We start from the raw sequence: 26,576 nt of genomic DNA on the forward strand, positions 1-26,576 counted from the left end.
CTGATGGGGCTCCGTAGCCTGCACTCAGGCGCAGACTTCAGCGAGTCTTCGGGCAATGTCGCCCAGCGCGCGAATTTCCACCGCGGCGCCGATCGCCGCCGCAGCCTTGGGCATACCGTACACGGCGCTGCTGGCCTGATCCTGGGCCAGCGTCAAAAAGCCGCGTTCGCGCATGCGTTTCAATCCCTCGGCGCCGTCCCGGCCCATGCCGGTAAGCAGCACGCCGACGGCATCGCCAGACCAGTTCTCCACCACGCTGTCGAAAAACACATCGATCGATGGCCGATAGATGTGGCCGCTGGGCTCGGCGGTGTAAGCCAGCTCACCGCCCTTGACCAGGCGGATATGGTGATTGGTACCGGCCAGCAGCACGCAGCCGGGCTGCGGCGGCTCGCCGTTGCGCGCCAGGCGCACAGGAATCCTGGACTGGGTGGAAAGCCACTCGGCCATGCCGGCGGCGAACACCTCGTCGACATGCTGGACCACCACGATGGCTGCCGGGAAATCCGCCGGCAGCCGCGCGAACAGGTCCGCCAGTGCGGCCGGGCCGCCAGCCGAGGAGCCGATGGCGACCAGTTTGCGCACGCCACTGCCCTTGCGCGTGGGCACCACGCCACCCGCCGGGCGGCTGTCGCGCGGCGCGGTCAGCCAGGCCAGGTTCTGCAACTTGCGCAGCAGCGGGCGTGCAGCCTCGGCGGGGTCGCCGACGCCCATGGTCGGGGTATTCACCGCGTCCACCGCACCGTTGCCCATGGCGTCGAACACACGGCTCATGTTCTGTTCCAGGTCGACGGTGACGACGATGATCGCGCAGGGGCTCTGGGCCATGATCCGGCGGGTGGCCTCGACGCCATCCATCACCGGCATCAGCAGGTCCATGAGGATCACATCGGGCTTGTGCGCGACGCACATCTCCAGCGCTTCGGCGCCATTGGCGGCGACCCAGACGACGCGGTGCGCCGGCTCGAACGCGAGCGCGCGGCGCATCGCCTCCACCGCCAGGGGCATGTCGTTGACTATCCCTATCTTCATCCCTGCGCACTCCCGATCAGGTCGACCACCGCATCCAGCAGGGCCTCGTCGTGGAAGCTGGCCTTGGCCAGATAATAGTCGGCGCCAGCATCCAGGCCGCGCCGACGGTCTTCTTCGCGATCTTTGTAGGACACCACCATCACCGGCAGCGATTGCAGGCGGGTGTCGCGGCGGATCAGGGTCACCAGCTCGATACCGTCCATGCGCGGCATGTCGATATCGGTGATGACCAGGTCGAAATGTTCCGAGCGCAGCGCGTTCCAGCCGTCCATGCCATCCACCGCCACAGCGACGTCATAGCCACGCCCCAGCAGCAGCTTGCGCTCCAGCTCACGCACGGTGAGCGAGTCGTCCACCACCAGTACGCGCTTGCGCGCCGGGCCGGTGAGGCGGCCGGTGGGGTCGATGCGTTCCAGCCGGCCGGTAGCGAGGAGTTTCTCCACCGAGCGCAGCATGTCCTCGACGTCGAGGATCAGCACTGGCGTACCGTCATCCAGCAGCGCGCCGGCGGAGACGTCCTGCACCTTGCCCAGCCGGGCATCCAGCGGCACCACCACCAAGGTTCGCTCGCCGATGAATTTCTCCACGGCCACGCCGTAGGCGCTTTCACGGTCGCGAATCACCACCACCGGGATTTCGTCTGCCGTGGCTTCGCCGTCGGGGCGCTGCAACAACTGGCTGGCGGATACCAGGCCGACGTGGCGGCCCTCGTGCCAGAACTGCTGGCGACCTTCGAGCTGGACGATCTCGTCCGGCGCCAGGCGGCGCATGCGTTCGATATGTGCCAGCGGGAAGGCGTACGCCTCGCCGCCGATGGTGACGACCAGGCTGCGCACGACGGACAGCGTCAGTGGCACTTCCAGATGGAAGCGCGTGCCCTGCCCGCGCACCTGCTCCATGCGGATGCCGCCGCGCAGCTGGCGCACCATGTGCTGCACGGCATCCAGGCCGACGCCGCGACCGGACACTTCGGTGACCTGCTCGCGCATGCTGAAGCCGGGCAGGAACAGGAAGCTCAGCAGCTCTTCCTCGGTGAGGCGCGCCACGGTTTCCTCGGTGGACAGCTGGCGGCGGACGATGGCCGTGCGCAGACGGTCGAGATCGACGCCGCCGCCGTCATCCTGCAGCTCCAGCACCAGCATGCCGGCATGGTGGCGGGCCAGCAGTTGGATAGTCCCCTCCTCCGGCTTGCCGTTGCGCGCGCGCACGTCGGCGGATTCGATACCGTGGTCGACGGCGTTGCGCAGCAAGTGGGTGAGCGGCGCTTCGAGCTTCTCCAGCACGTCGCGATCGACCTGGGTGGTCGCGCCCTGTACGTCCAGGCGCACGGTCTTGCCCAGCGACCGGCCAAGGTCACGGACCATCCGCGCCTGTCCGGACAGCACATCGGAGAAGGGCCGCATACGGCAGGACAGCGCGGTGTCGTAGAGCGACTGGGCACGCTGGCCAGCCTTGAAGCTGAAGTCATCCAGCTCGGCGATCTGCTCGCTGAGCAGTTGCTGGCACTCGCCGACCAGACGGCGGGCGTCGGCCAGATAGGCCTGCGCCTCGGCGTCGAGGTTGGCCGTGCTGGCGGCGTCGCGGGCGCCATCCAGCACCCGGCTGGCGCTGGCCTGGACGCGCTTGAGGCGCTGTAACGAGTCGAGCAGCGGCTTCAGCCGTTGGGACTCCACCAGCGACTTGCTGGAGTAGTCGAGCAGCTGGTTCAGGCGCTCGGCAGTGACCCGCAGCACGCGCTCGCCGGCTTCATCGCTGTCGCTGGAGCGACGACGCGGTGCGCGCTCGGCGGTGGCGGCTGGAGCGGGCGCGGGTGGTTCGACAACCGGCGCAGGGTGCTCGACAGGTTCTGGAACGGGCGCCGACACGGGGGCGGCAGGCGGCGCCGGAGCCTTTCCGGAAACCAGCGCCTGCAGGCGTTCGACCATGGCCGGCACGCCCTGCTGTGCCTGTTCGGCGCGCTCGGGCTGGGCGTCGGCGATGTGCAGAAGGATATCGGTGCCGGCCAGCAGCGCGTCGATATGCCCGGAGCTCAGCAGCAGACGCCCCTCCTGGGCGCCGACCAGGCAATCCTCCATGACATGGGCGACCTGCACGCCGGCATCCAGTCCGACGATCCGCGCCGCGCCCTTGAGCGAGTGCGCCGCGCGCATGCAGGCTTCGAGCTGGTCCGCCTGGGTCGGGTTGCGCTCCAGCGCCATCAGGCCCTGCACCAATACCTGGGTCTGAGCCTCCGCCTCCAGGCGGAACAGCTCCAGCATCGACGCGTCCTTCATCTGATCCGGGGTCATGCAAGGCTCCGGGTGGCGGCATCGAGCAGGGCTTCCTGGTCGAGCAGGCGGATGCTGCGATTGCGCCACTGCATCACGCCGCGGGTGAAGCGGTCGTTGACGGCGTGGCTCTGCGACGAGGCTTCGACGATGGCGTGCTCGTTCAATTCGTGGATGCCCTCCACCTCGTCCACCGGCGAGATGATCGGCCCTCCCACTGCCGCCAGGATCAGCATGCGCGGCACGATACGGGCATCGTCGCGGGCGGCCGCGCGGCTGTCGAGGCCGAGCAGTTCGCCCAGGGAAATGCACGCCACCAGGGTGCCGCGCACGTTGGCAACGCCCAGCAGCGCTGGCGAGCGCTGGTGCGGCAGCGAATGCACCTGGCAGGAAGGCGCCACTTCGGCCAGGGCGCGGGTAGGCAAGCCCAGCCACTCCTCGCCGAGACGGAAGATCAGGTGCGGGCGGCCTTCTTCGATAGTCGCCTCGGCGGCTTCGACAGGCGCCAGCGCGGAGCCTTCACTGCCCAGCGCATAGCGGTCCAGCAGGCTGATGGCGGCAGCGGCATGCACTGGGCAATTGCGGCAATGGATGTGCTCGGCCAGCTTCGGGCAACTGCGGTCGCCGCGCACGCCGATGCGATTCCAGCAGTCGTCCACCGTCGGCAGATCACCGTCCAGGGAGCCATAGCTGCGTTCAACCATTGCGCTTCACTCCTCGCGCCGCGCGCTCTTGCAAACGACGGGCGCCAGTTGCATCGCCCTGAGCCGCGAGCAACGCGGCCAGGTGCTGCAGGCTTTCCTGGTGGTCGGGTTGCAGATACAGGGCCTTGCGGTAGAACGCCTGGGCCTCGCTGCCCTGGCCCTGGGCATCGGCCAGAAGGCCGAGCCAGTAGAAGGCTTCGGCGTCCGGGCCTTTCTCGGCCAGCAGCGCCTCGCAGCGCCGGCGCGCTTCGGCAGCCTGTCCGGAGTTGGCCAGCCGAGCGATTTCCGCCAGCGCATCTTCGGCAGGGACAGCCACCGGCAATGCGGGCTTGCTCACCTGGCGCGGGCGGACCGGCGCCGGTTTGGCAGGAGCCGCACGGGGTATCGGCGCTGGCGCGGTCCAGTTCAACGGTGCCGCGCGAGGAGCCGGCTCGGCCCCCTGCAACGGGAAGGCAAAGGACTGCGGCACACCCAGCGGGCGCAGACCGACGCGCGACATCAGACTGGCTTCGGCCGGGCCGATGAACAGCACGCCGTCCGGCCGTGCCAAGCGGCAAAGCACGTCTACCACCTGCTCCTGGGTCGGGCGATCGAAATAGATCAGCAGGTTGCGGCAGAACACATAGTCATAAGGCGCTTCGCCGGCCAGCAGTCCCGGCGCCAGCAGGTTGCCGACGCGGAAGCGGACCTTGCGACGCACCGCTTCGGCAAGCTGGTAATCGTTGCCATCGACAGTGAAATGGCGGTCGCGGAATTCGAGGCTGGAACCCCGGAAAGAATTGCGCCCGTAGCGCCCCTCTTCCGCCCGCTCCAGCACTGCGCGGCTGACGTCCAGCGCATCGACCTGGAAGGCGGACGGCGCGAGGCCCGAATCCAGCAGCGCCATGACGATGGAGTACGGCTCCTCGCCCGTGGAGCACGGCAGGCTGAGCACGCGCAGCGGCCGGGTGCCTCCCAGTTCCAGCACGCGCCGGGAGGCGAGGTCCGCCAGCGCGCCGAAGGATTCGGGGTAACGGAAGAACCAGGTCTCCGGGACAATCACCGCTTCGATCAGCGCCTGCACTTCCTCGGCGGAGCCTTGCAGTTGCATCCAGTAATGCTCGGTATTGCCACCGCTGACCTTGTTGATGCGCTGGCGCACAGCGCGCTCGATCACGGCGTCGCCGACTGACTCGGCGTCCAGGCCGATGCGTTCCTTGAGCAGTTGGGCGAAGCGCGGGTCGGTCATGCCGGCGCTCCCCCTGAGTCACGCAGAAGGCGCGCGCGGGCTTCGTCGCTGAGCAGCTGGTCGACGCTCACGCGCTGCAACAGGCCCTGCTCGTCCTCCAGCACGGGGCCGAGGTAGCGGGCGCTGCCGTTGTCCAGTTCGTAGTCACGGAAGGCCGCCGGATCACGGCGCAAGGTATGGGTGGCCTGCTCGAGAATCAGACCGAGGCGCTGCTCCGGGCCTTCGCCTTCGGCGCGGTAACGCACCAGCACCAGGCGCGTGCTGGTGCGACGCGGTGCGCTGTGGCCGAAGGCGAGCTGGTTAAGGTCCAGTACCGGCAGCAGTTCGCCGCGATGCGGAAACAACCCGGCGACCCAGCCCGGCGCCTCCGGCATCTGCTTGAGCGCCGGCACCGGCAGCACTTCGATGACGTCATGGACGTCCAGCGCATAGCGGTCCGCGCCCAGGCGGAACTGCAGGTAAAGCCTGCCCGCCGCGGCGGCGTCAGACCTTGAAGCGGGAGACGCCATTGCGCAGTCCGTTGGCCACAAGGTTCAGCTCGTCGATGGCGAAGCTGGCCTGGCGCAGGGATTCCACGGTCTGCCCGGTGGCCTCGCCGAGCTGCACCAGCGCCTGGTTGATCTGCTCGGCGCCGGTGGCCTGTGCCTGCATGCCTTCGTTGACCATCTGCACGCGCGGCGCCAGGGCCTGCACCTGCTGGATGATCTGCGAAAGCTGCTCGCCGACCTGGCCGACTTCGGAAATGCCGCGACGCACCTCCTCGGAGAACTTGTCCATGCCCATCACGCCGGCGGACACGGCGGACTGGATCTCGCGCACCATCTGCTCGATATCGTAGGTGGCTACAGCGGTCTGGTCGGCCAGGCGGCGTACTTCGGTGGCGACCACGGCGAAGCCACGGCCGTACTCGCCAGCCTTCTCTGCCTCGATGGCGGCGTTGAGCGAGAGCAGGTTGGTCTGGTCGGCCACTTTCACGATGGTGGTGACCACCTGGTTGATGTTGCCGGCGCGCTCGTTGAGGATCGCCAGCTTGGCGTTGACCAGTTCGGCGGCGCCCATCACGTGGTGCATGGTCTCTTCCATGCGCGCCAGGCCCAACTGGCCGGAGCCGGCCAGAGTGGAAGTCTGTTCGGCGGCCGAGGACACCTCGGTCATGGTGCGCACCAGGTCGCGGGAGGTGGCGGCGATTTCCCGCGAGGTGGCGCCAATCTCGGTGGTGGTGGCGGCGGTTTCGGTGGCGGTGGCCTGTTGCTGCTTGGAGGTGGCGGCAATCTCGGTCACCGAGGTGGTCACCTGGATGGCCGAGCGTTGCGCCTGCGACACCAGGCCCTTGAGCTCCTCGGCCATGCCGTTGAAGCCGGTTTCGATCACCGCGAACTCATCGTTGCGCTCCATCGCCAGGCGCGTGGTGAAGTCGCCGCTACCCATGACCTGCAAGCCTTTCACCACCTGGCGCACCGGCTCGGTGATGGCGCGCATCAGCAGCAGTCCGCACACCGCCGCGGCAACGATAGCCAGCAGTAGCGAGAGCAGCATGATCGCCTTGGCGGTGGAAACCTCGGAGACGATGTTGTCCGCGGCGGCATCGGCGATCTCCTTGTTCAGCGAGATCAGCTGGTTGAGCGTCTTGCGGCCGTCTTCCCACATCGGTTCCAGGCGCTCCAGCAGCAGCTTGCGCGCCGCCTCGCGGTCGGTGCTGTACAGCTGCAGCACCTGGGCCAGGAGGTTGTCGTACTCGGACACCTGCTGCTTGAAGTGGGCGAGCATCTCCTTGTCACGCGGGTCGTTGACGGTGCGTTCATACAGGGTGATGCGTTCCACCAGCGTGTCGTGGTTGGCGCGGAACTCCTGGCGGCGCGCATCGTCCAGCGCCTTGCCGTCGCTCAGGCCGACCAGCACCTGGGTCAGGAGGATACTGTCGGTCCACGCCGAGCGCACAGTGGTCAGGGCGTAAGTACCGGGCATAGCGTCTTCGCTGACCCGTTTGGTACTGGCCTCGACGCGTAGCAGGCGGGTATAGGAAATCACCACCATCAGCAGCATGATCGCGATGACGACGGCAAAGCTGGCCAGGATGCGTTGGCGTAGAGTCCAGTTCTTCACAGCGTTCCCCAGAAGATGTGTGGCGTGCCGACGGATGATGCATTCGGGCAAGTTAACGCGCGAATGTAAATTCCTACTAAATCCTCAGCAAGATAGGACATATAGTATCCGGAGACGCTGGAACCTTATCTCTTTATTCCGAATTTTTAGTACGCCGGTTCTGTCACTCTGACGCCTCATTTTCCTCGGCCAATTCAAGACTAATGCTCAGCCTTGCCCTGGCCGCTCACCTTGGCCTTTTCCTCTCCGCCTTTGGCGCCGCCACCCTGCTGCCGCTGCAATCGGAAGCCGTGCTGGTCGGCCTGCTGCTGGGCGGGCAATACCCGGTGTGGTCGCTGCTGCTGGCCGCCAGCCTGGGCAACGTGCTCGGCTCACTGGTGAACTGGCTGCTGGGGCGCGGGCTGGAGCGCTGGCACGGCCGCCGCTGGTTTCCGGTGAGCGACACCGCCCTGGAAAAGGCCCAGCGCCAGTACCGGCGCTTCGGCAGCTGGTCGCTGCTGCTGAGCTGGGCGCCCGTGATCGGCGACCCGTTGACGCTGATCGCCGGCGTCATGCGCGAGCCGTTGTGGCGCTTCCTGCTGCTGGTCACGCTGGCCAAGGTCGGGCGCTACGCGGTGCTGGCCTGGCTCACGCTCGTCTGAATGATCCCCTCTCCAAAGCGGACAGGTTTTTCGTCTGCTAGTCCTGTTTTGCCACTGCTGCGAAAAAATGGCGCCCAGTAATATCACTGCGCCATCACCGTGGATGGCTGGGCTTCCGAGCCCCATACAATGGATGAAGAAAAGGGAAATTCACGATGTTCAGAAGCATGAGTATTGGCCGCCGCGCGTCCCTGGGTTTTGCAGCCATGGGCCTGCTCCTGGTGTTTCTCGGGCTGTTCTCGCTGTACAAGCTGTCGACCCTGCGCACCGCGTCCGAAGAAATCGACAGCAACTGGCTGCTGAGCATCAACTACATGAACCAGCTGTCAGGCGACATTGCCCGCATCCGCCTGGAATCGATGCGCCTGCTGGTCAACCACGACGGCGCTGCGCAGCAACGCAGCCTGGGTCTCATCGCCGAAGCGCGGCAGGACAAGGACAGGGTGCTGGCCGACTATCGCCGGTTGATCCTCAGCGCCGAGGAACAGCAACGCACTGACGAACTGCGTCAGGCGCTGGACGGCTACCTCGGCTTCGTCGACCAACTGGTGGAAAACGTCCGGCAGAACGACTACGAAGGTGCGCTGCACATCCTCAACGGCAGCATCGCCCAGCAGGGTGTGGAGCTGAACAAGCGCCTCACCGCGCTGATCGACCTCAACCGCAATGGCGCTTCCGCCGCAGCCAACCGCGCCGTGGAGCAGTACCAGAGCGGTCGACTGGTGGTCAGCGCAGTCCTGTTGCTGAGCGTAGGCCTGACCCTGCTGCTGGCCTGGCAGCTCACCCGCAGCATCGTCGTGCCGCTCAACCAGGCGGTGCGCGTGGCGCAGATCATCGCCAGCGGCGACCTCAGCCAGCGCTTCACCGTTGAAGGCCGCGACGAGCCGGCGCAACTGCTCAACGCTCTGGCGGACATGCAGAACAGCCTGCGCGAGACCATTCGCGGCATCGGCAATTCGGCCAGCCAACTCGCCTCGGCCGCCGAGGAAATGCACAGCGTCATGGAAGACAGCAGCCGCGCACTGCAGCAACAGAGCGACCAGATCGAAATGGCCGCAACGGCCGTCAACCAGATGACCAGCGCCGTGGAAGAAGTGGCCAGCAACGCCGCCTCCACTTCCGCCGCCTCCCGCGAGGCCATCGACGCCGCGCGCAACGGCAGCGAGCAGGTGGACGAAACCTCCAACGCCATCGGTACCCTGGCCGGCGAAGTGGGCCAGGCCTCGCAGCAGGCCGAAGCCCTGGCCAACCAGGCGCAGGACATCGGCAAGGTGCTGGAGGTGATCCGCAGCGTCGCCGAGCAGACCAACCTGCTGGCGCTCAACGCCGCCATCGAAGCCGCCCGCGCCGGCGAGGCCGGGCGCGGCTTCGCGGTGGTCGCCGACGAGGTGCGTTCGCTGGCCCAGCGCACCCAGAGCTCCACCCGCGAGATCGAGGAATTGGTCTCGGCCATCCAGAACGGCAGCGACCGCACCGTCACCGCCCTGCTCAGCAGCACCGCCCACGCCGAGCGCACCGTCAGCCGCACCGGCGAGGCCGGCGCTTCGCTGCAGGTGATCCTGGAGCGCATGTCATTGATCAACGAGCGCAACCTGGTGATCGCCAGCGCCACGGAGGAACAGGCCCAGGTCGCCCGCGAGGTGGACCGCAACCTGCTGACCATTCGCGACCTGGCCAACCAGACCTCGGCGGGCGCCGCCCAGACCAACGCAGCGAGCCAGGAGCTGGCACGCCTGGCCGTGGGCCTGAACGGCATGGTGGCGCGCTTCGTGGTCTGATGGCCGGTATTCCTACTCCCGTTTCGCCAACTGAGTAGCGAAACGGGACGTTGAGTTAGGGAATTTTTCCGGCATTTTCCTATCCAATGGCCATCATGGAACGCCACAGGGTGGATAGATGAAACTGTTGAAATTGTCGGCCGTGCTGGCCGCCGCCGCGTTGCTCAGCGCCTGCGGGGGCAACGAGGCCAAGGTCTGCGGTTCGGACGATGTGAAGAACCAGTTGGTGAAGGTCTTCCTGTCCGGCGCGCTTTCCGCCCAGTCCGACGCGTTGAGCAAAGCCGAACTGAAAGACGTGGCGATCATCGACAAGGACCCGGACAGCGGCGTGCTCGAGTGCGTCGGCACCCTGTCGGTGCCGGTGGTCGGCCAGGTCGCCTCGGGCACCCTGAAGTACCAGATCGCCCCGGCAGCCAAGTCCGAACATGACTACCTGCTGCTGCTCGCCGATGGCCCGCTGGCGAACGCCTTCGCCAAGCGCATCGAGGGGATGATTCCTCAGCAGTGAGGATTATCCGCAGGCAATAAAGAACCGGCCCATGTGGCCGGTTTTTTATTCGCCACCGTACGTGTAGGAGCGAGCTTGCTCGCGAACAGCCCTACTCCCGAGCAGTCATTCGCGAGCAAGCTCGCTCCTGCACCGAACGGCCCCATCTCCCTGTGGGAGAGGGCTGCGGTGAGGGCCGACCCGAACGCTGATCTTCCACACAGGAGCGGACCCCGTCCGCGATGGCTCGAATACGTAGTCACTCGCATGTCCCTCGCGCCCCCATCCGCCTAGGATGGCGGCTTCCCGAAACAGGACGCCGACATGCCCCACATCGCCATCGACTACACCGCCAATCTCACCGACGACCTGCTGCCACTGGAACTACCGCGCAAGGTGCACGAGGCGGCACAAGGCCTGAGAGTATTTCCTCTGAACGGCCTGCGCACCTTCGCCCGCGCCATCGAGGAATACCAGGTGGGTGCCAACACGGCGAATGAAGCCTTCATCAACATCCATATCCGCATCGCCCCCGGGCGCCCGGAGGAGCTGCGCCAGCGCATCGTCGACACCTTGTTCGCCACCGCCGAACAGACCCTGGCTGCCCTCATCGAAAAACGCCCGGTGGGCTTGCAGCTGGAAATCACCGAGCTCGACCGCAGCCTGACGCGTATGGCCGGCAGCCTGCCCACCGCCTGAACCGGCACAGGAAAGAAAAAGGGCCTCCGAAGAGGCCCTTTATTCATTCGCTCAACCGCCCATCAGGCACGGCTGGCAACGCTGCCCTGCTCTTTGGGAGCCAGATTCTTGGGGGCAAGGTTCAGCGCGTAGTACAGCACCGTCAGCAGCACCAGGAAGGCCGGGCCGATGTACAGCGCGATGCGGGTGTCCTCGAAGAAGGCCATCAGCACCACCACCAGCACCAGGAAGGCCATGGCGAGGTAGGAGCTGAGCGGGTACAGCCACATCTTGAACTGCAGCTTTCCGGCTTCGGCGGCAGAGAGGCCGCGGCGGAATTTCAGCTGAGCCAGCAGGATCATCGCCCAGGTCCAGATCGCTCCGAAGGTGGCGATGGAGGTTACCCAGGTGAACACCTTCTCGGGCACGAGATAGTTCAGCAGAACGCCCAGCAGCAGCGCGAAGATCGACAGCAGCAGCGCATTGCGCGGCACGCCGCCCCTGGAGGTCTTGGCGAACACCGCCGGAGCCTGGCCGTGCTGGGCGAGGCTGTAAAGCATGCGGCCGGTGCTGAAGATACCGCCGTTGCAGGACGACAGCGCGGCGGTGATCACCACGAAGTTGATGATGCCGGCGGCGGTCTTGATGCCCATGCGCTCGAACGTCATGACGAAGGGGCTGCCCTGGGTGCCGATCTCGCTCCACGGGTAGATCGACATGATCACGAACAGCGCGCCCACGTAGAACAGCAGGATGCGCCAGAACACCGAGTTGATCGCGCCGGGGATGGTCTTCTGCGGGTTCTTCGCTTCACCGGCGGTGAGGCCGATCATCTCCACGCCCAGGTAGGCGAACATCACCATCTGCAGCGACATCAGCACGCCGGTGATGCCGTGGGGCATGAAGCCGCCGTTGCTCCAGAGATTGGAGATACCGGTGGCGATGCCGCCGTTGCCGAATCCGAAGAAGATCATGCCGGCGCCGACCAGGATCATGGCGACGATGGTGACGATCTTGATCAGGGCAAACCAGAACTCGAACTCGCCGAAGGCTCGCACGGCGATGAGGTTGATGGTGCCCATGCTCGCCAGTGCGGCCAGCGCCCAGATCCAGCGCGGTACATCGGGGAACCAGATGCCCATGTAGATGGCCACCGCGGTGATTTCCGCGACGCAGGTCACCAGCCAGAGGAACCAGTAGTTCCAGCCGGTCAGGTAGCCGGCCAGCGGGCCGAGGTAGTCCTGCGCGTAGCGGGCGAAGGAGCCGGCCACGGGATTGTGCACGGCCATCTCGCCGAGGGCGCGCATGATCACGAGGATGGCGAGACCGCCGATGATGTAGGACAGCATGATGGCCGGGCCGGCCATCTGGATGGCCTTGGCGGAGCCGAGGAACAGACCGACGCCGATGCAGGCGCCCAGGGCCATGAGACGGATGTGCCGCTCGTTGAGATCCCTTTGGAGATCGTGGGACGACATGGTGATGCAACCTCATTTTGTTCTTGGGAGTAATCAGCTGTGGACTCTGAGTGCGGTCGGGATGCAGGACCACCGGAAAAGCTTCGCCACCGCGCCGATCGGCACGGAGGGAGAAGTGTCTGGCAGTTCCAGGACGGCACACCGGAAGAGGCTGTCCACTCTTGTGAAGCGGACGTGGGCATTGCGGGAGGACCACGGCTGAGGTCGCGGGCGAGTGTTACACAAGTGTGTGGGAAACGTCTGCACCACCAAGGTGCAATGTGACCAAAGGAATAGCGGCGTATCGCCACATCCGCGCACCTGCACAAGCCCGGTGTAGAGCGCCTCAGCCCGCCACCGGGTGCAGCTCCAGCAACAGCGAGCAGGGCTGGCCGGTGTCCGGATGGCGCGGCTCGCGCAGCTGCCGAAGACGCCAGCCGCTGGCAGCCAGCAGCGCCAGCCAGGACTCCAGGGTGCGGAAGAACCAGGGCATCGGCGAGCTGAACTCCCCACCAAAACCGGCAAAGGTTTCCAGGCGCCAGCCGTCCGTATAGGGCTCGTCGCCGCAGGCGCTCCAGGGGTGCACGGTCTGGATCAGCAGCCGTCCGCCGGCATCGAGCCGATCACGTAGCGCGCCGAGCAAGGGCGCGATGTAGTCGTCGAGCAGGGCGAAGTTGCAGACCAGAACGTCGAACTGGCCAAGGCGGTTTCCCGACTCGATCAGCGCGGCGTAATCCATGACCTCGAAGCGCCCGCCACCCAAGGCTTTCGCCGAGTCGATCAAGGGTGAAGAGGCGTCCACACCGACGCACTCGCTGCCCCGTTCCGCCAACGCGCGACACAACCAGCCTTCGCCGCAGCCGATATCGAGCACCCGCCGCGCCGGGCCATCGGCGATGGCGCTGAGGATTGCCGCGTCCGTGACCAGCCGCCGGCTCTCGATACGCTGCTCGCGCACGGCGCGGGTCCAGGCATCGGCGTTGGCCTGCCAGCTGTGGCGAATTCGGGCGTCGTGGTCGGTCATGCTGGGCTCCGTGCGTGAGGTGAAGAGCTCGCGGATGAATCCGCTCCTGAAAGCTCAAGAGCCCCTCACCCTAACCCTCTCCCGCAAGCGGAAGAGGGAACCGTTCGGTGCAGGATGAAACAACAGCGTCAGCCGGCACGATCGGCTCCCTCTCCCCCTGGGAGAGGGCTGGGGTGAGGGGGAAGCGGCGGCACACACCATCCCATTACAAGGAATTGCCACCCGATTCCAGATCACTGCCCCTTCAATACCTTGGGCACCGCCAATCCCTTGGGCGGCGGCGTCTGCGGCAACGCTTCGCGGCAGCCGGCATCGCGGAACGGCCCGCCGATCTTCTGCCAGCCACTGCCCGGTGAGGTCTGCTGGCAGGTGTAGGCGCCATCGAGCGTGCTCTGCCAGCGGTAGAACGGCATCGGCGCCGCCTGGGCGCTCAAGGACGCCAGTAACAGGGCGGACAGCGGCAGGGCGAGTGGCAGGCTACAAGGTAGAAAAGGCGAACGCATGAGCAAGGGTTCCTGTCGAAGTCAGTACATTGCACCTGCTGGCCGTCGGCAAATCAATCCGCACGGTCATCAACGGTGCCGGGCGGCGCGCAGTTTTTTCGCCGCCGACTACGCTGGAAGTTAGGAAAGCCGCGGGGGACAGCGGCTTTCGCGGCGCCAGGAAGGCGCCGGCCATCACGTGGGCGGAGTCCGCTACCTGGGCTGTCGTACAAGCATGGGCGGGGCGTGAAGATGGGCAACTCGAAGCATTCCGGTACGCAAGTGGCAGCTCAACCGGGAAGTCTGGGGCCCGGCCTTTCCCCACAGAAAGTGCATCACCACCGCTTCCTCATCCTCTTCCTTTTTCTCCTGCCATTGCTGGCCGCCATGGGCGCGGCGCTGCTCTATGAAGCGCGCACCTCCAAGCTGCAGGCGCGTGAATTGGCACGCTATGCCACCGGGCTGACCTGGAGCCTGGAACAGGGCGGCACCGGCAATGTGGTGTACCCCCAGGGCGGCCCCTTCGATCGACGCCTGGGCTACCAGCAATTGCCAAGCTTCCTGGGACGCCTGCACGAACGCAACTTCGTCACCCTGAGTCAGGCGCGCTTCTCCGATCCGCTGATGCAGTACACCAGCCATGGCATGTTTCCGCCCTACCCGGAGAAGGCCCAGGCCGGCGTCGACATCGCCGACTGCCGCGGCCTGCCGATCTACAACTTCCGCTACCCGCAGCGGCTCTACGCCAACTTCGAAAGCATCTCGCCAGCCATCGTCAACAGCCTGCTGTTCATAGAGAACCGCGACCTGCTCGACCCCAACCGCCCCTACCTGAACCCGGCCATCGACTGGAGCCGCTTCACCCAGGCCTCGGTGGCGCAGGTGGGCAAGCTGGTCGGCCTGGGCAACCACGCGCCCGGCGGCAGCACCCTCGCCACTCAGATCGAGAAGTACCGCCATTCCGAGGATGGCCGCACCAACTCCATCACCGATAAGTTGCGACAGATGGCGTCGGCCAGCGTACGCACCTACCAGAACGGCGCGCAGAACATGGCGGCGCGGCGCAACGTCGCCCTCACCTACCTCAACTCGGTGCCACTCTCGGCGCAGCCGGGCTACGGCGAGGTCAGCGGCCTGCCGGACGGCCTGTGGATCTGGTACGGCGCCGACTACCAGCAGGTCAACAAACTGCTCAATACCCCGCCCGGTTCCGGCGCAGAACTGGCCGCCCAGGGCAAGGCGCTGCGCCAGGTGGTGTCGCTGATGATCGCCCACCGCCGGCCCTCCTGGTACCTGGCGCGTGGCCGTGACCAACTGGCCGTACTGACCGACAGCTACCTGCGCCTGCTGGCGCAGAACAATGTGATCGCCCCCGAACTGCGCGACGCCGCCCTCAAGCAGAAGCTGGTATTCCGCGACCCGCGCAGCGAACCCAGCTTCACTCCGCTGGAGAACAACAAAGGCATCGGCCTGGCGCGCACGCGCCTGGCCGGTATGCTCGATGTGCCGCTGTACGACCTCGACCGCTTCGACATGAGCTTCACCACCACCCTGCAGCATGAGTTGCAGGAGCAGGTCACCGGTTACCTGCGGCAGTTGTCCGACCCCGCATTCGCCGAGCAGATCGGGCTGTTCGGCGAGCACCTGTTGTCCAAGGACAAGACCAGGGACGTGCGCTACAGCTTCACCCTGTTCGAGCGCACCCCCAGCGGCAACCGCGTGCGCGTGCAGACCGACAGCACCGAGCAGCCCTTCGACATCAACGAGGGCAGCAAGCTGGAGCTGGGTTCCACCGCCAAGCTGCGCGTGCTCTCCACCTACCTGGAAACCATCGCCGACCTGCACCAGCAGTACGCGCCGCTGTCCGTCGCCGAACTGAAGAAGGTGCCGGTGGAGCCGCTGGACTTCCTCAGCCGCTGGTCCATCGACTACCTGATCACCGCCAAGGATCGCAACCTGCCAGACATGCTCGCTGCCGCCCTGCAGCGCAAGTATTCCGCCAGCCCCTACGAAAGCTTCTTCACCGGCGGCGGCATCCACACCTTCAGCAACTTCCGCAAGGAAGACAACGGCCGCATCCCGACCCTGCAGGACGCCCTGCGTGAGTCGATCAACCTGCCCTTCGTGCGGCTGCTGCGCGACCTGGTGCGTCATGACATCTACGCCAACGAGGGCAGCAAGGTCGCCGTGCTGGCCGACGACAAGGACCCGCGCCGGCAGGACTATCTCGACCGCTTCGTCGACAAGGAAAGCCAGGTCTACCTGCTGCGCTTCTGGCAGAAGTACAAGGGCAAGGACAACGACGAACGCCTGACCACCTTCCTCGACGGCCTGCGCGCCTGGCCGGTGCGACTGGCGGCGATCCACCGCTACCTGCAACCGCAGGCGGATGTCCCGACCTTCGCCGCCTTCCTGCAGGACCGCCTGAAACAAGGCCACTACGCCGGCGACAAGCTCACCGACAAGCGCATCGAGGACCTCTACACCCGCTACGGGCCGGGCGCCTTCAACCTCAATGACCAGGGTTACGTCGCCCGCGTGCACCCGCTGGAACTGTGGCTGCTGGGCTACCTGCAACGGCAACCGGCAGCCACATTCGCCGACGCCGTCGCTGCCAGCAGCGCCGAGCGCAAGGAAGTCTACGGCTGGTTGTTCAAGTCGCGGCACAAGTACGCCCGCGACAAGCGCATTCGCATCATGCTGGAGGTAGAAGCCTTCCTAGACCTGCATGAGCAGTGGAAGCGCCTGGGCTACCCGTTCGACCACCTGGTGCCGTCGCTGGCCACCGCGCTGGGCAGTTCCGGCGACCGCCCAGCCGCCCTGGCGGAACTGATGGGTATCATCCTCAACGACGGCGTACGCATGCCGACCCTGCGCATCGACAGCCTGCACTTCGCCGCTGCCACGCCGTACGAAGTCAGCCTCGGCCCGGAATCGGGCAATGGCCGCCAGGTGATGCGTTCGGAAGTTGCCCAGGCGTTGCGCACCGCGCTATCGCAGGTGGTGGACGCGGGCACCGCGCGGCGTTTGTCCGGCACCTTCAAGCTGGCCGACGGCAACGCGCTGGTGATGGGCGGCAAGACCGGCACCGGCGACAACCGGATCGAGAGCGTCACCCGCAGCGGCTGGGTGAAGAGTTCGAAGGCGATGAACCGCACGGCGACCTTCGTCTTTTACATCGGCCCGCGCCACTTCGGCACGCTCACCGCCTATGTGGCCGGCAGCGAGTCGGATGGATTCAAGTTCACCTCGGCGCTGCCGGTGCAGGTACTCAAGGGCATGGCGCCGCTGTTGACCAGCTATCTGGAGCCGGGGATCAGCACCGGGTGCCAGGAACGGCTGGATAATCTGCGAGTAAGTTGGCGCTGAAAAGCTGAACCTGTAGGAGCGAGATTGCTCGCGAACCTCGCCGGGCACCAATGGCATCAGGCGGTTCGCGAGCAAGCTCGCTCCTACGAAGAGCAGAACAGTCCCGCTATTTGCCCTGCACGCTCTTCACGTACAGCGCTTCGACCTGCTCCCGCGCCCAGGGCGTACGGCGCAGAAAGGTCAGGCTGGACTTGATGCTCGGGTCGTTCTTGAAGCAGCGTACGTCGATGCGCTTGGCCAACCCGTCCCAGCCGTACTGCGCCACCAGCTGGGTGAGGATGGCTTCCAGGGTCACGCCGTGCAGCAGGTTCTTCGGTTTGTCGTTCATGTCGGTGTCGTCGTGCGGAGAATGCGCGGCACCTTAGCATCAGGCCCGCAGCCCGGCCACGCCGGCGATGATCAGGGCGACCGACGCCAGCTTGGTCAAGGTCAGCGCCTCGCCCAGCAGCAGGAAGCCGAAAAACACCGTGCCCAGGGTGCCGATAGCGGTCCAGATCGGGTAGGCGATGCTCACCGGCAACTGGCGCATCGCCAGGGTCAGGAAGAAGATCCCGCCGATCACGGCGAGCACCGTCACCACGGTCGGCAGCGGCCGGGTAAAACCCTCGGCGTACTTCATCGACACCGCGAACATCACCTCGAACACCGCCGCCACCATCAGCATTGCCCAGGCCATCACGCACGCGCCCACTCGCTCTCGGCGAGATCGGCCAGGGCTTTTTCAGCCTGTTGATAAGACGCGCGGAAGGATTCGGGATTGCCCTCCTCGCCCTCGGCGGCGATCACCTGGACGTCCTCGATGCCGAGGAAACCCAGCGCCACGCGCAGCCAGGCGTCGGCATGGTTCATCCACTCCAGCTCACCGCCCGGCCCCATTCCGGCGCCACCGCGGCTGGTGATGATCAGCGCCTTGCGGCCCTTGAGCAACGGCTCGTACTCCGCCTCGCCGTCCTTGAGGTGCAGGTCGAAGGTGCGGCCGATACGAACGATCTGATCGACCCAGGCCTTCAGGCCGCTGGGCACGCTGAAGTTGTACATGGGGGTGGAGATCACCAGCAGGTCGTGGGCGAGCAACTCATCCACCAGCGTTTCGCTCAGCGCCAGCTCGGCCTGCAACTCGGCCGGGCGATGCTCACGCTGCGGGTGGAAGGCGGCGGCAATGAAACCTTCGCTGACATGCGGCAGGTCGGCGCGACCTACCTCGCGGCGGGTGATCTCCGCCTTCGGCAGTGCAGCGAGGAAGCCCTCGGCCAGGCGGCGGGAGTGAGAGCGATCGGCCCGGGGGCTGGCGTGAATGGCGAGAATCCTGTTCATCTGTCTTTCCTTGCTTAAGGTGTACACTGCGGAGGTCATGAATGACCTCCAGTTGCCGCCTAAGCTATTTCCAGCCTGCCAGCCGGACAACTGAGGGTTTTTACTTCCGGATGAGTACAACTCATCCATGGAGCACTACATGTTCGCCAACCTGCCGCTTCCCGCTCTGCGCACCTTCGAATCCGCCGCGCGCCAGCTGAGCTTCAAGTCTGCCGCCCAGGAACTGGCCGTGACGCCCACCGCGGTCTCGCACCAAGTGCGCGCGCTGGAGGACTGGCTGGGCCTGCCGCTGTTCGAGCGCCTGCCGCGCCAGGTGCGCCTGACAGAAGCTGGCGAGCGCCTGTTCCGCAGCCTGCACGGTGCGCTGCTGGAGGTGTCGCAATCGGTGGACAGCCTGCGCCCGCAACGCAGCGCCAGCAGCCTGACGATTTCCACCACGCCGGCCTTCGCCGCGCTGTGGCTGGTGCCTCGCCTGGGTCGTTTCTACGCGCGCCACCCGCACATCCGCCTGCGCCTGGACAGCCAGTGCGAGCTGCTCGACCTGCAACAGGACGCCAGCGTCGACCTCGCCATCCGTTACGGCTTCGGCGACTACCCGCGCATGCACAGCCAGTTCCTGCTGGCAGAACGCTTCGCCGTCTATGGCGCACCGGCGCTGGTGGCCACTGCCGACGTAGAGGTGCCGGAGATGATCAGCGTGCGCTGGCACAATTCCGAACTCTATGAGCGTGGCTGGAAGGCATGGTGCCGGGTGGCCGGCGAGGAATGCCTGCTGACCCAGGCGATACAGCGCGAGTACGACGAGGAGTTCTACGCCCTGCAGGCGACCATCGCCGGGCAAGGACTCGTACTGGCCAGCTCGCTGCTGGTCTCCGAGAGCGTGGAGAAAGGCCTGTTGGCGCCCTACCGGCCGGAGATCAACGTCCCCGGCGCGAGCTACACCGCGCTCTGCGTACCCGGTCGCGAGCGCCATCCGCCGGTGCGCGCGTTCCTCGACTGGCTGGCCGAGGAAGCAGCGCAAGCGGCGGACCCACTGATCGACAGCGCTGCCTGAGCCTGCCGCTGCACCCGCGCACGCGCTCCTTTGCCGTGCGCGAGCAGGGATGCGTGAGTAGAATCAGCCACCGCCGCAACAACAATTCTTCTTTGCCCGGACACGCAGCACGTGATCCCTGGGCACGGCCTGAGCCCCACTTCACCTCAGGATTCCCATGACTACCGCGCAAGAAACCCGCTCCGGCAGTTGGCTGAACGTCATCGCCCTGGCCATCGCCGCTTTCATCTTCAACACCACCGAGTTCGTCCCGGTGGGCCTGCTCAGCGACATCGGCGCGAGCTTCGACATGCGTCCGGAACAGACCGGGCTGATGCTTACGCTCTACGCCTGGGTCGTGTCGCTGGCCTCGCTGCCGCTGATGCAACTGACCCGCAACATGGAGCGCCGCCGCCTGCTGGTGGTGATCTTCTGCCTGTTCATCGTCAGCCATGTGCTCTCGGGCTTCGCCTGGAACTTCACGGTGCTGATGATCAGCCGCTTCGGCATCGCCTTCGCCCACGCCGTGTTCTGGTCGATCACCGCATCGCTGGCCGTGCGGGTAGCACCGCCGGGCCAGCAGGCGAAGGCGCTCGGCCTGCTGGCCACCGGGACCATCCTGGCGATGGTGCTGGGCATTCCGCTCGGGCGCATGCTCGGCGAGGCGCTGGGCTGGCGCACGACCTTCCTCACCATCGCCGGCGTTTCGGTGGTCGTGGTGCTCTGGCTGGCCCGTGCCCTGCCGCTGCTGCCGAGCCAGAATTCCGGCTCGCTGCGCAGCCTGCCGCTGCTGTTGCGGCGCCCGGCGCTGGTGTCGATGTACGTACTCACCGTGCTGGTGATCACCGCGCAATTCACTGCCTATAGCTACATCGAACCCTTCGCGCGGGAGATCGCCGCGCTGGACAGCCACAAGACCACGCTGCTCCTGCTGCTGTTCGGCGGCGCCGGGATGTTCGGCTCGATCCTCTTCAGCCGCTACAGCGAGCGCTTCCCACGCGCTTTCCCATGCATCGCGATTGCCGTGCTGGGGGGCTCGCTCCTGCTGCTGATGCCACTGGCCCACTCGCCGACGGCGCTGCTGGGCCTGAGCCTGTTCTGGGGCGCGGCGATCCTCTGCTTCGGCCTGGCGCTGCAGGCCAAGGTACTGCAACTGGCCCATGACGCCACCGATGTGGCCATGGCGATGTTCTCCGGCCTGTACAACGTCGGCATCGGCGGCGGCGCGCTTTTGGGCAGCCGCGTAGCGGTGGGCATGGGGCTGGAGTGGATCGGCTATGTCGGCGGCGCACTCGCCGTGGTCGGCCTGCTGCTCTGCCTGTTCGCCTGCTGGCGGTATGCGGCGACGCTGAGCGGCCACACCTCGCGTTGATCGCCCAACGCCGGATTCGCCAACCAACGCAGGAGCGGACTTTGTCCGCGATAGGTCCGCATCGCGCCGGAGGGCATCGCGGACAGGTCAGCACGGAGCCATGATCTGTAGGAGCGAGCTTGCTCGCGAACCCATCCGATACCCACAGCATCAAGGGGTTCGCGAGCAAGCTCGCTCCTACAAGAAGCCAATTCCTGCGCCACAAAAAAGGCCGCGCCCCTTCCGGGAGCGCGGCCTTTTCATTCAGCTGAGGATCAGCGGCTGGTCACGACAGTGCCTGCCGGCTGAGTAGCCTCGGCGTATTCCGCCTCGGCTTCCTCGAAGCGCTGGATCATGGCCTTCGACGGTGCCGAGCCGATCAGGCTGAACACCACGATGGAAACGCTGGAGAGGATGAAGCCCGGGATGATCTCGTACAGGCCGAGCCAACCGAACTGCTTCCACACGATCACGGTGACCGCACCGACGATGATGCCGGCCAGCGCGCCATTGCGGGTCATGCCTTTCCACAGTACGGAGAACAGCACCAGCGGACCGAAGGCGGCGCCGAAGCCGGCCCAGGCGTAGGAGACCAGGCCCAGTACGCGGTTTTCCGGGTTGGCGGCCAGGGCGATGGACACCAGCGCCACCAGCAGCACCATCGCGCGGCCGACCCACACCAGCTCGAGCTGGCTGGCGTTCTTGCGCAGGAAGGCCTTGTAGAAGTCTTCGGTGAGCGCCGAGGAGCACACCAGCAGCTGGCAGCTCAGGGTGCTCATTACCGCGGCGAGGATGGCGGACAGCAGCACGCCGGCGATCCACGGGTTGAACAGGATCTTCGCCAGTTCGATGAAGATGCGCTCGTGGTTCTCGCCCACGGCACCGGCCTGCTCCGGGTGCGCCTGGAAGTAGGCGATGCCGAAGAAGCCCACGGCGACGGCGCCGCCCAGACAGAGAATCATCCAGGCCATGGAGATGCGGCGGGCAGCCGGGATCGACTTCACCGAATCGGCGGCCATGAAGCGCGCCAGGATGTGCGGCTGGCCGAAGTAGCCCAGCCCCCAGGCCATCAGCGACAGCACGCCGACAAACGAAGCGCCCTTGAACATGTCGAAGTTGGCCGCATCCTTCAGCTCGATCGCGGCAAAGGCCGGATCGATACCGCCAGTGGCGAGCAGCACGAAGATCGGGGTAAGGATCAGCGCGAAGATCATCAGCGACGCCTGCACGGTGTCAGTCCAGCTCACCGCCAGGAAACCACCAACGAAGGTGTAGGCGATGGTCGCGGCAGCACCGGCCCACAGCGCAGTCTCGTAGGACATGCCGAAGGTGCTTTCGAACAAACGGGCGCCGGCAACGATGCCGGAGGCGCAGTAGATGGTGAAGAACACCAGGATCACCAGCGCGGAGATGACGCGCAGGATGCGGCTGTTGTCCTCGAAGCGGGTGCTGAAGTAGTCCGGCAGGGTCAGCGCGTTGCCATTGTGCTCGGTATGCACACGCAGGCGGCCGGCGACGAACAGCCAGTTCAGGTAGGCGCCGCAGATCAGGCCGATGGCGATCCAGCTTTCCGAGATGCCCGACAGGTAGATGGCGCCCGGCAGGCCCATGAGCAGCCAGCCGCTCATGTCCGAGGCGCCGGCCGACAGTGCGGTGACGAAGCTGCCGAGGCTGCGGCCACCGAGGATGTAGTCGGAGAAGTTGTTGGTCGAACGATAGGCGGCCAAGCCGATCAGAACCATGGCCGCGATGTAGATCACGAAGGTGATCAGTGTTGGCGTGTTGACGCTCATGGGGACTCCCCTACAGCTTGTTTTTATCCAGGTTCGCGGGGTATCGCGGACCCTTGACTGGCAGCCGGCGTGGTTGACGCCGACCGGTTAGCGCTTGCTCACAGGCAAACCGGGTTGCGCGTGATACCAAACAGGCACCGAACCGCTACGCATCCCGACGCAGGCACACCCTCGTCCTTGCTGGCGTCTTCCTGCAGCCACCGTCTCACCACGGCGACCTCCGTCCCGCCTTCACCGGTAAGCGAAGTGCGGGCCGTTTCCCGGGCTGGGCCCGGTGATCCTTCAAGCGCCGAGATCGGCGCCAACACCCCGGCAATGCGTGACGCACCGTCCCATGGACGGGCAGCACTGCTGGCCGAAGCGATTCGAAATTGTGTTCAGGCGCGCATGGAGATGCGGCAGGGGGTGGCCGGCGCGCGAGGGCGCGGATTGTACAGAAAGTGGGCGATGCGGTTGCACCGGCCCGACCGGTGACGGCGCAAGGCCACGGGCGGGCGCTGCAGGTCGGGCCGTGGAGAGGTGTATGCGGCCAGGTGCGGGCGCGCTACAGGCAAAGACAAAACCGGTGATGGGCATGCTGCCCCTCCCGCGTATCGAGCTGGCTGTTGTTCTTGGTCTGACCGGGTTGCACCTTGGAACACCAGCAACGCGGTGGGCGGACTCTATGGGTTGCACCCTGCGAATTTCTTGCTGAAAGCTCTGGAGTTCTTGCAAAAGACTCCGGCACCTGCAGGTCGACAATTGACCGTTCGATCAGCAATCAGGAGTGGCGCAGGCTAGCGGATTCAAGAGCGGCGCAGGCTGCCCGGGGTCAATCCCAGGTAGCGGCGCATGGCCGTGGTCAACGCGCTCTGGCTGGAGAAACCGCATTCCCCGGCGACGCCGACCAACGGCAGGTCGGTTTCGCGTAGCAGACGCGCGGCGCAATCGAGGCGCTGGCGCAGCAAATACTGGTGCGGGGTCAGGCCGACGCGATCCTTGAACTGCGCATGGAAGTGGCTGGGGCTCAGGCACGACACCTGCGCCAGCTCGGCCACGGTAATGCGCCGGGACAGGTGAGCGGCGATATAGCCATCCAGCCGCTCCAGATCCAGCGGCCCGTTGCGCGGCGCGCGATCCTCACCGAACAGCCGCAGGTGCAGCGCCCGCAGCAGCACGCCGCCCAGGGCGCGGGCCAGCAGCGGGTCATCGCCGTAGCGGGCGATCTCGGCGCCGGCGTAGCTGAGCAGGTTCTGGAAGTCCGCATCCAGGGTCGGGTAGCGCGGCGCCTCGAACAGCCGCGCCAACAGTTCGCGGTCCTGCTCGCCAGTGCCGGCCTCGTCGAGATCGACGATCAGCATGCGGTTGTCGCCCAACCCGGCGAACTCGTGCCCGACATCCCCCGGCACCAGGCACGCGCGCATGCGGCAGACCTCGCCGCCCGCGCCGCCGATCTCGAATTCCGCGCGGCCGCTGAGGGACATCACCAACTGGTGATGATCGTGGGCGTGCTGATCGGTCTGGTCGGACAGTGTGGCGAGGCGGGTATCGAACATGGCACTGGGTGATCAAATTTTGAGCATGGTACGGGATTCGGCCCAACCTGCCCAGCGCACAGGTGCAACCAGGCGCAACTCCAGCGACGTGAAAGCACCAAAGCATCTAAGCCAGAAAATATTGCTAACCGATGGATATGTTATGTTATAACAAATAACACATTCCAATTCCCCCTTCCCGCCGCCTGGCATATCCCTGACCACCTGGGAGGGGCTCGCTTTGCCAGAAGAAAAACCAGGAGTTCGTCATGCCCCCATCCCTTCCCCGCCCGCGCTGGCGTTTCGCACCGCTGGGCCTCGCCCTCTGCGCCGGTGCGCCTTCGCTGGCCGATGCCGCCCCCACCGAACTGGAGCCCCAGGTAATTACCGCGAACCCGCTGGGCGACGCATCCCCTGCCGCGCCCAGCAGCGTGTTGTCGGGCGACGAGCTGACCCTGCGGCAGAAAGGCAGCCTGGGTGAAACCCTCAACGGGACGCCAGGCGTGTCCTCCACCTGGTTCGGCCCCGGCGCCAGCCGCCCGGTGATCCGCGGCATGGACGGCGACCGCATTCGAATCCTGCGCAATGGCGTGGGCGCGCTGGACGCCTCCTCGCTGTCCTACGACCATGCCGTGCCGGAAGACCCCAATGTGGTCGAGCGCATCGAAGTGGTTCGCGGCCCGGCCGCCCTGCTCTATGGCGGCAACGCCATCGGCGGCGTGGTCAACAGCTTCGACAACCGCATCCCCAGCGAACCGGTGGATGGCATCCACGGCCAGGGCGAGCTGCGCTACGGCGGCTCGGACACCACCCGCAGCGCCGCTGGCGCGCTGGAAGCCGGTGACGGCGCCTTCGCCCTGCATCTGGACGCCGGCTCCCGCGAGTTCAACGACCTGCGCATCCCCGGCTACGCCCATTCGGCACGCCAGCGCCAGACCGATGGCGACGACTCCAAGCACCGTGTGAACAACAGTGACGGCCGCCAGGACAGCGGCGCCATCGGCGGCAGCTACCACTGGGACCACGGCTATGCCGGCCTGTCCTATAGCGGCTACGACAGCAACTACGGCTCGCCTGCCGAAGACGACGTGCGGCTGAAGATGCAGCAGGACCGCTACGCCTTCGCCTCGGAAATCCGCGACCTCGAAGGCCCCTTCAGCTCAGTGAAGCTGGACGCCGCCTACACCGAATACCAGCACAAGGAAATCGAGGACGGCGAGACCGGCACCACCTTCAAGAACGACGGCTACGAGGCGCGCATCGAAGCGCGGCATAAACCCATCGGCCCGCTGGACGGCGTGGTCGGCGCGCAGATCGCCAACAGCCGCTTCTCCGCGCTGGGCGAAGAAGCCTTCGTGCCGCACACCGAGACTGACAGCGCGGCACTGTTCTTCCTGGAGAACTGGCAGACCACCGAACGCCTGACGCTGAACCTGGGCGGCCGCGCCGAGCACACACGCATCGACCCGAACGCCAAGGACAATGAGCGCTTCGCCGAGAATGACGGTTCGCGCAGCTTCACTGCGGGCAGCCTGTCCACGGGCGCGGTGTACAAGCTGACGCCGATCTGGTCGCTGGCGGGCACCCTGGCCTACACCGAGCGGGCACCGACCTTCTACGAGCTGTATGCCAACGGCGCCCACGCCGCTACCGGCACCTATGAAGTGGGCGATGCCGACGCAAGCAAGGAAAAAGCCGTCTCCACCGACCTCGCCCTGCGCTTCGACAGCGGCCGCCACAAAGGCAGCGTCGGCGTGTTCTACAGCCGCTTCTCCAACTACATCGGCCTGCTGGCCAGCGGACGCTATCGCGACGAGGAAGGCGAGGTGGTGGCAGCCGGAGACGACGAGGCCCTGCCCGAGTACCTCTACAGCGGTGTGAAAGCGGACTTCTACGGCGTCGAGGCACAGGACCGCATCCACCTGCTGGACAGCCCCTACGGCCGCTTCGACCTGGAACTGTCCGGCGACTACACCCGCGCCAAGAACAAGGACACCGGCGAAGCGCTGCCGCGCATCGCCCCGCTACGCCTGAACAGCGCGCTGCTGTGGGAGCTGCAGCAGTGGCAGGCGCGGGTCGACGTGGAATACGCCGCCGACCAGAACCGCGTGCCGGAGAACGAACTGCGCACCGACGGCTATACCACCCTCGGCGCCAGCCTCGGCTACCGCTTCGACCTGGGCGACAGCCGCTGGTTGGCCTTCGTCAAGGGCGAGAACCTGAGCGACCAGACCGTGCGCTACGCCAGCTCGATCCTGCGCGACAGCGTGCCGGCTGGCGGGCGTGGCATCCAGGCGGGGGTAAAAGTGGCGTTCTAAAGG

Annotated in this window: 22 protein-coding genes; 8 read left to right on the forward strand and 14 right to left on the reverse strand. The window is 66.0% G+C overall.

Annotation, left to right across the window (positions count from 1 at the left end; genetic code table 11):
- Positions 1-24: 24 nt before the first annotated feature.
- Genes cheB through AC2T4A_RS27780 form a run of 6 tightly spaced genes read right to left on the reverse strand, consistent with a single transcriptional unit; the run spans position 25 to position 7,334 of the window.
- The gene (gene cheB, locus AC2T4A_RS27755) at positions 25-1,032 is read right to left on the reverse strand and encodes a chemotaxis response regulator protein-glutamate methylesterase (RefSeq protein WP_416747547.1); all 1,008 of its coding nucleotides are present in this window, start codon (positions 1,030-1,032) and stop codon (positions 25-27) included.
- Positions 1,029-3,320, reverse strand: coding sequence for a response regulator (locus tag AC2T4A_RS27760; RefSeq protein WP_486742297.1), 2,292 nt, complete (start codon positions 3,318-3,320; stop codon positions 1,029-1,031). Before AC2T4A_RS27760 ends, cheB begins: the two co-directional genes overlap by 4 nt.
- Entirely contained in the window at positions 3,317-4,003 is a 687-nt protein-coding gene (locus AC2T4A_RS27765; RefSeq protein WP_416747543.1) for a chemotaxis protein CheW, read from the reverse strand. Before AC2T4A_RS27765 ends, AC2T4A_RS27760 begins: the two co-directional genes overlap by 4 nt.
- Positions 3,996-5,231, reverse strand: coding sequence for a CheR family methyltransferase (locus tag AC2T4A_RS27770; RefSeq protein WP_486742298.1), 1,236 nt, complete (start codon positions 5,229-5,231; stop codon positions 3,996-3,998). Before AC2T4A_RS27770 ends, AC2T4A_RS27765 begins: the two co-directional genes overlap by 8 nt.
- A complete protein-coding gene (locus AC2T4A_RS27775; RefSeq protein ID WP_416747539.1) occupies positions 5,228-5,740 on the reverse strand; it encodes a chemotaxis protein CheW in 513 nt (170 codons plus the stop codon). Before AC2T4A_RS27775 ends, AC2T4A_RS27770 begins: the two co-directional genes overlap by 4 nt.
- Positions 5,715-7,334: a methyl-accepting chemotaxis protein gene (locus tag AC2T4A_RS27780; protein WP_486742299.1), complete on the reverse strand. Its 1,620-nt coding sequence runs from the start codon at positions 7,332-7,334 to the stop codon at positions 5,715-5,717. The genes AC2T4A_RS27775 and AC2T4A_RS27780 overlap by 26 nt, the downstream gene beginning before the upstream one ends.
- A 203-nt stretch (positions 7,335-7,537) precedes the next feature.
- On the opposite strand from AC2T4A_RS27780, the gene AC2T4A_RS27785 reads away from it, so the two are divergent.
- The 4 genes from AC2T4A_RS27785 (at position 7,538) to AC2T4A_RS27800 (ending at position 10,939) form a co-directional block, all read left to right on the forward strand.
- Positions 7,538-7,975: a YqaA family protein gene (locus tag AC2T4A_RS27785; RefSeq protein ID WP_486742300.1), complete on the forward strand. Its 438-nt coding sequence runs from the start codon at positions 7,538-7,540 to the stop codon at positions 7,973-7,975.
- Between the two features lie 155 nt (positions 7,976-8,130).
- Positions 8,131-9,753, forward strand: a complete 1,623-nt coding sequence (locus AC2T4A_RS27790) for a methyl-accepting chemotaxis protein (RefSeq protein ID WP_486742301.1) — start codon at positions 8,131-8,133, stop codon at positions 9,751-9,753.
- Between the two features lie 118 nt (positions 9,754-9,871).
- Complete coding sequence (locus AC2T4A_RS27795) at positions 9,872-10,261, forward strand: hypothetical protein (protein ID WP_416747531.1); 390 nt, start codon at positions 9,872-9,874, stop codon at positions 10,259-10,261.
- A gap of 303 nt (positions 10,262-10,564) precedes the next feature.
- Positions 10,565-10,939, forward strand: a complete 375-nt coding sequence (locus AC2T4A_RS27800) for a 5-carboxymethyl-2-hydroxymuconate Delta-isomerase (RefSeq protein WP_416747529.1) — start codon at positions 10,565-10,567, stop codon at positions 10,937-10,939.
- 62 nt (positions 10,940-11,001) lie between these two features.
- On the opposite strand, the gene AC2T4A_RS27805 is transcribed toward AC2T4A_RS27800, so the two are convergent.
- The 3 genes from AC2T4A_RS27805 to AC2T4A_RS27815 form a co-directional block, all read right to left on the reverse strand.
- Complete coding sequence (locus AC2T4A_RS27805) at positions 11,002-12,396, reverse strand: amino acid permease (RefSeq protein ID WP_416747527.1); 1,395 nt, start codon at positions 12,394-12,396, stop codon at positions 11,002-11,004.
- Between the two features lie 325 nt (positions 12,397-12,721).
- Entirely contained in the window at positions 12,722-13,399 is a 678-nt protein-coding gene (locus AC2T4A_RS27810; RefSeq protein ID WP_486742302.1) for a class I SAM-dependent methyltransferase, read from the reverse strand.
- Positions 13,400-13,632: 233 nt separating this feature from the next.
- Complete coding sequence (locus AC2T4A_RS27815; protein WP_416748076.1) at positions 13,633-13,875, reverse strand: hypothetical protein; 243 nt, start codon at positions 13,873-13,875, stop codon at positions 13,633-13,635.
- Positions 13,876-14,133: 258 nt separating this feature from the next.
- Here AC2T4A_RS27815 and AC2T4A_RS27820 point away from each other — a divergent pair, with 258 nt between their 5' ends.
- Positions 14,134-17,250: a transglycosylase domain-containing protein gene (locus tag AC2T4A_RS27820; RefSeq protein WP_486742303.1), complete on the forward strand. Its 3,117-nt coding sequence runs from the start codon at positions 14,134-14,136 to the stop codon at positions 17,248-17,250.
- A 106-nt stretch (positions 17,251-17,356) separates the two neighbouring features.
- Here AC2T4A_RS27820 and AC2T4A_RS27825 read toward each other — a convergent pair whose 3' ends face one another.
- Genes AC2T4A_RS27825 through AC2T4A_RS27835 form a run of 3 tightly spaced genes read right to left on the reverse strand, consistent with a single transcriptional unit; the run spans position 17,357 to position 18,564 of the window.
- Positions 17,357-17,578 (reverse strand): VF530 family protein, encoded by a 222-nt coding sequence (locus tag AC2T4A_RS27825; protein WP_486742304.1) that lies wholly within the window; start codon positions 17,576-17,578, stop codon positions 17,357-17,359.
- 39 nt (positions 17,579-17,617) lie between these two features.
- A complete protein-coding gene (locus AC2T4A_RS27830; RefSeq protein ID WP_024765558.1) occupies positions 17,618-17,926 on the reverse strand; it encodes a DMT family transporter in 309 nt (102 codons plus the stop codon).
- Positions 17,926-18,564 (reverse strand): FMN-dependent NADH-azoreductase, encoded by a 639-nt coding sequence (locus AC2T4A_RS27835; protein ID WP_486742305.1) that lies wholly within the window; start codon positions 18,562-18,564, stop codon positions 17,926-17,928. The genes AC2T4A_RS27830 and AC2T4A_RS27835 overlap by 1 nt, the downstream gene beginning before the upstream one ends.
- Before the next feature lie 139 nt (positions 18,565-18,703).
- On the opposite strand from AC2T4A_RS27835, the gene AC2T4A_RS27840 reads away from it, so the two are divergent.
- Complete coding sequence (locus tag AC2T4A_RS27840) at positions 18,704-19,618, forward strand: LysR substrate-binding domain-containing protein (RefSeq protein ID WP_486742306.1); 915 nt, start codon at positions 18,704-18,706, stop codon at positions 19,616-19,618.
- Between the two features lie 157 nt (positions 19,619-19,775).
- Positions 19,776-20,969, forward strand: a complete 1,194-nt coding sequence (locus tag AC2T4A_RS27845; protein WP_416747514.1) for a sugar transporter — start codon at positions 19,776-19,778, stop codon at positions 20,967-20,969.
- Between the two features lie 254 nt (positions 20,970-21,223).
- Here AC2T4A_RS27845 and putP read toward each other — a convergent pair whose 3' ends face one another.
- On the reverse strand, positions 21,224-22,741 hold the full coding sequence (gene putP, locus AC2T4A_RS27850) for a sodium/proline symporter PutP (protein ID WP_478377175.1): 1,518 nt from the start codon (positions 22,739-22,741) through the stop codon (positions 21,224-21,226).
- Between the two features lie 785 nt (positions 22,742-23,526).
- The gene (locus tag AC2T4A_RS27855) at positions 23,527-24,276 is read right to left on the reverse strand and encodes a helix-turn-helix transcriptional regulator (protein ID WP_478377176.1); all 750 of its coding nucleotides are present in this window, start codon (positions 24,274-24,276) and stop codon (positions 23,527-23,529) included.
- A gap of 248 nt (positions 24,277-24,524) precedes the next feature.
- On the opposite strand from AC2T4A_RS27855, the gene AC2T4A_RS27860 reads away from it, so the two are divergent.
- Positions 24,525-26,573 (forward strand): TonB-dependent receptor, encoded by a 2,049-nt coding sequence (locus tag AC2T4A_RS27860; RefSeq protein ID WP_486742307.1) that lies wholly within the window; start codon positions 24,525-24,527, stop codon positions 26,571-26,573.
- Positions 26,574-26,576: the final 3 nt, after the last annotated feature.

This window comes from Pseudomonas sp. PVC-3-1, assembly GCF_057444315.1.